The organism is Azospirillum formosense, assembly GCF_013340925.1.
In the GTDB taxonomy this organism is placed as follows: Bacteria; Pseudomonadota; Alphaproteobacteria; order Azospirillales; family Azospirillaceae; genus Azospirillum; species Azospirillum formosense.
Window position 1 is genome coordinate 1 of sequence record NZ_WHOR01000427.1, and the last position, 2,873, is coordinate 2,873.

5 protein-coding genes are annotated in these 2,873 nt (G+C 71.2%); 1 reads left to right on the top strand and 4 read right to left on the bottom strand.

What is annotated here, in order from left to right; genetic code table 11:
• Window positions 1-35 precede the first annotated feature (35 nt).
• The 4 genes from cobJ to GBZ26_RS28560 are packed head-to-tail and all read right to left on the bottom strand — an operon-like array spanning window position 36 to window position 2,380.
• Entirely contained in the window at window positions 36-800 is a 765-nt protein-coding gene (gene cobJ, locus GBZ26_RS28545) for a precorrin-3B C(17)-methyltransferase (RefSeq protein ID WP_174441688.1), read from the bottom strand.
• A complete protein-coding gene (locus GBZ26_RS28550; RefSeq protein WP_174441689.1) occupies window positions 797-1,549 on the bottom strand; it encodes a precorrin-2 C(20)-methyltransferase in 753 nt (250 codons plus the stop codon). The genes cobJ and GBZ26_RS28550 overlap by 4 nt, the downstream gene beginning before the upstream one ends.
• Window positions 1,549-2,190 carry a precorrin-8X methylmutase gene (locus tag GBZ26_RS28555; protein ID WP_174441690.1) on the bottom strand — a complete coding sequence of 214 codons (642 nt, stop codon included), beginning with the start codon at window positions 2,188-2,190 and terminating at the stop codon, window positions 1,549-1,551. The genes GBZ26_RS28550 and GBZ26_RS28555 overlap by 1 nt, the downstream gene beginning before the upstream one ends.
• Window positions 2,180-2,380, bottom strand: coding sequence for a hypothetical protein (locus tag GBZ26_RS28560; protein WP_174441691.1), 201 nt, complete (start codon window positions 2,378-2,380; stop codon window positions 2,180-2,182). Before GBZ26_RS28560 ends, GBZ26_RS28555 begins: the two co-directional genes overlap by 11 nt.
• Between GBZ26_RS28560 and GBZ26_RS30030 the strand changes: the two genes are divergently transcribed.
• Window positions 2,372-2,873 (top strand): hypothetical protein (locus GBZ26_RS30030; RefSeq protein ID WP_425599373.1); only part of this gene is annotated, 502 nt, incomplete at its 3' end. The genes GBZ26_RS28560 and GBZ26_RS30030 overlap by 9 nt on opposite strands.

The window sequence follows — 2,873 nt, forward strand, 5'->3', positions numbered from 1 at the left end:
GGTTAGGGTGGGGGCAACGGTCGGCGACACCGCCCTCACCCCCGCACCGCATAGCTGCGCGGCGTGTAGACCCACGGCTGCGCACCCTCGCGCGGCACCAGCCGGGTGTGCGAGGCGCCGATGATGACGCAGGTCCGCATGTCGGCCTGCGCCGCGTCCACCGCGCCCAGCGTCGTGATCGTCAGCGCCTCGTCGGGGCGGCCGACCGCTCGTGCGAGGATCACCGGCGTCTCCGCCGAGCGGAGGTCGCGCAGCGCGTCGAAGGCGGCGCCGAGTTGCCAGGGGCGGGCGCGGCTGATCGGGTTGTAGAGCGCGATCACGAAATCCGCCTCCGCCGCCAGACGCAGGCGCTTCAGCACCACCTCCCACGGCTTCAGATTGTCGGACAGCGAGATGGCGCAGAAATCATGGCCGAGCGGGGCGCCGGCCCGCGCGGCGGCCGCCTGCATCGCGGAGATGCCGGGATCGACGGACAGCGGCACGCGGTGCCACGCCGCGGGCGCCGCCGGATCGTCCAGCGCCTCGAACACCGCGGCGGCCATGGCGAAGATTCCGGGGTCGCCGCCCGACACCACCGCCACCCGGCGGCCTTCCGCCGCCAGTTCAAGGGCGTGGCGGGCGCGGTCCAGCTCCACCCGGTTGTCGGAGGCGTGGCGCACCTGCGGCCCCGGGGGCACGCGGTCCACATAGGGGAAATAGCCGACGAGGTCGGTCGCCTCCGCCAGATCGCGCCGGGCCTCCGGCGTCAGCCAGTCCTCGGTGCCGGGGCCGAGCCCGATGACCTTCAACCATCCCGTCATCGCCTCAGCCCCTCGCCGGGGATGACGATCTGCGAAAAGTAGGGGGCGGTGTCCGGCGCCTCGCGGAAGGGCATGACCCGCTGGTCCGCCATGCTTGCCCGCTCGATGTACCAGGCGCGGTCGGCCAGCCCGGCGGCCTCGACGGCGCGGCGGACCTTCGGCAGGTTCTGGCCCAGCTTCATGATGACCGCGGCGTCGGCGTTGCGCAGCGCGCGCAACAGCGCCTCCTCCCCCAGCGTGCCGGGGATCACCGACAGCACGTCGTCGCGCAGGGTCAAGGGGCGCGGCAGCAGCGAGGCGCTGCACATCATCGAGGTCACGCCCGGCACCACTTCCGTCGGGAAACGCGAGGCCAGCCGCAGGAACAGATGCATGAAGCTGCCATAGAAGAAGGCGTCGCCCTCGTTCAGCGCGGCGATGGAGCGCCCGGCGGCGAGATGCTCGGCCAGCCGCTCGGCGGACTCGTCGAAGAAGGCCTCGATCTGGCGGCCATAGTCGGGGTGGCTGGGCGGCAATTCCACCGTCACCGGATAGACCATCGGCAGTTCGATATGCTCCGCCGTGATGCAGCCGTCGGCGATGCGCCGGGCCTGACCGGAGGTGCCGCGCTTGCAGAAATAGGCGACCACCGGGCAGGCGCCGATGGTGCGCATGGCGCGCACGGTCATCAGGTCCGGATCGCCGGGGCCGACGCTGACGCCATAGAGGGTGCCGGTGGAGATGCCGGTGGTCTTGGATTCGTTGCTCATTATTCCACGTCGCTCGCCAGGGCGTTGACCGCCGCCGCCGCCATGGCGCTGCCGCCGCGCCGACCTTTGATCGCCAGGAAGGGCAGGCCGAAGGGCGCCTCGGCCAGCGCGTCCTTGCTTTCCGCCGCACCCACGAAGCCGACCGGGAAGCCCAGCACCGCCGCCGGCCTCGGCGCGCCGTCGCGGATCATCTCCAGCAGCTTGAACAGGGCGGTCGGCGCGTTGCCGATGGCGACGACGGAGCCGGCCAGCCGGGGCACCCACAGCTCCAGTGCGGCGGCGGAGCGGGTGTTTTCGATCTGTTTGGCAAGCTCCGGCACCGCCGGGTCGCGCAGCGTGCAGACGACGGCGTTGTCGGCCGGCAGGCGCGCCCGCGTGATGCCGTGGGCGACCATCTCGCTGTCGCAGAGGATTGCCGCGCCGCCCCGCAGAGCCGCCCGCGCCGCCGTCCCGACGTCGGGGGAGAACATCAGGTCCCGGGCCGCGTCCACCATGCCGCAGGCGTGGATGACGCGCACCGCCACCGCCTTCAGGTCGTCGGGGATGGCCGACAGGTCGGCCTCCGCCCGGATGGTGGCGAAGGACTGGCGGTAGATGGCCGCTCCATCGCGGATGTAGTCGTAAAGCGGCTCAGCGGACACGGGACAACTCCTCAACAGACAAATCGGCCACGGCGGTGACGGCCTCGGACGGTGTCAGGCCGGACCGCCAGGGCGTGCCGCCGGGCGCGGCGTTCAGCGCGACGTCGTAGACGCCTTCCCGCGCGGTGAGCGTGACATCCGCCGCACCGGGATGGGCGCAGCCCTTCGCGCAGCCGGAGACATGCACCATCCGCACCGCCTCCAGCAAGCCCGCCGCGCGCGCCGCGATGGACAGGCCGTCCGCGTGGGTGTCGGTGGTGCCGACGTCGCAGCCGGTGACGCCGCTGCAGGCGGTGAGCTTCAGGCGGATGTCTTGGTGGTCGAGGATGCCGCCGAGGGTTTTTGCTGTGTTCGCGGCGTCGTCCTGCGGGGCGGCCAGCAGCAGGGCGCGCCAGGGGGTGATGCGGATCTCGTGGGTGAGGGCGGCGAGCGCTTCCAGCTTGTCGCAGTCGAGGCGGCCGAAGGGGAAGGCGACGCCCAGCCAGGATGGTTGGGGGCCGAGGACGAGTCGCGTGGGCGGCGTTTGCCCCCTCCCCCTCCCCCCCCCCCCTCGCCGGGGGGGGGGGTGGAACCGTCTCTTTTATACATTCCCCCGCCCCCCCGACAAAGGGGGAAATCGTATTGCGCCTTTTTTTTTGAAAAAAAAAAAGAAGAGATTAAGAAACAGAAGAACAACGAGTGGA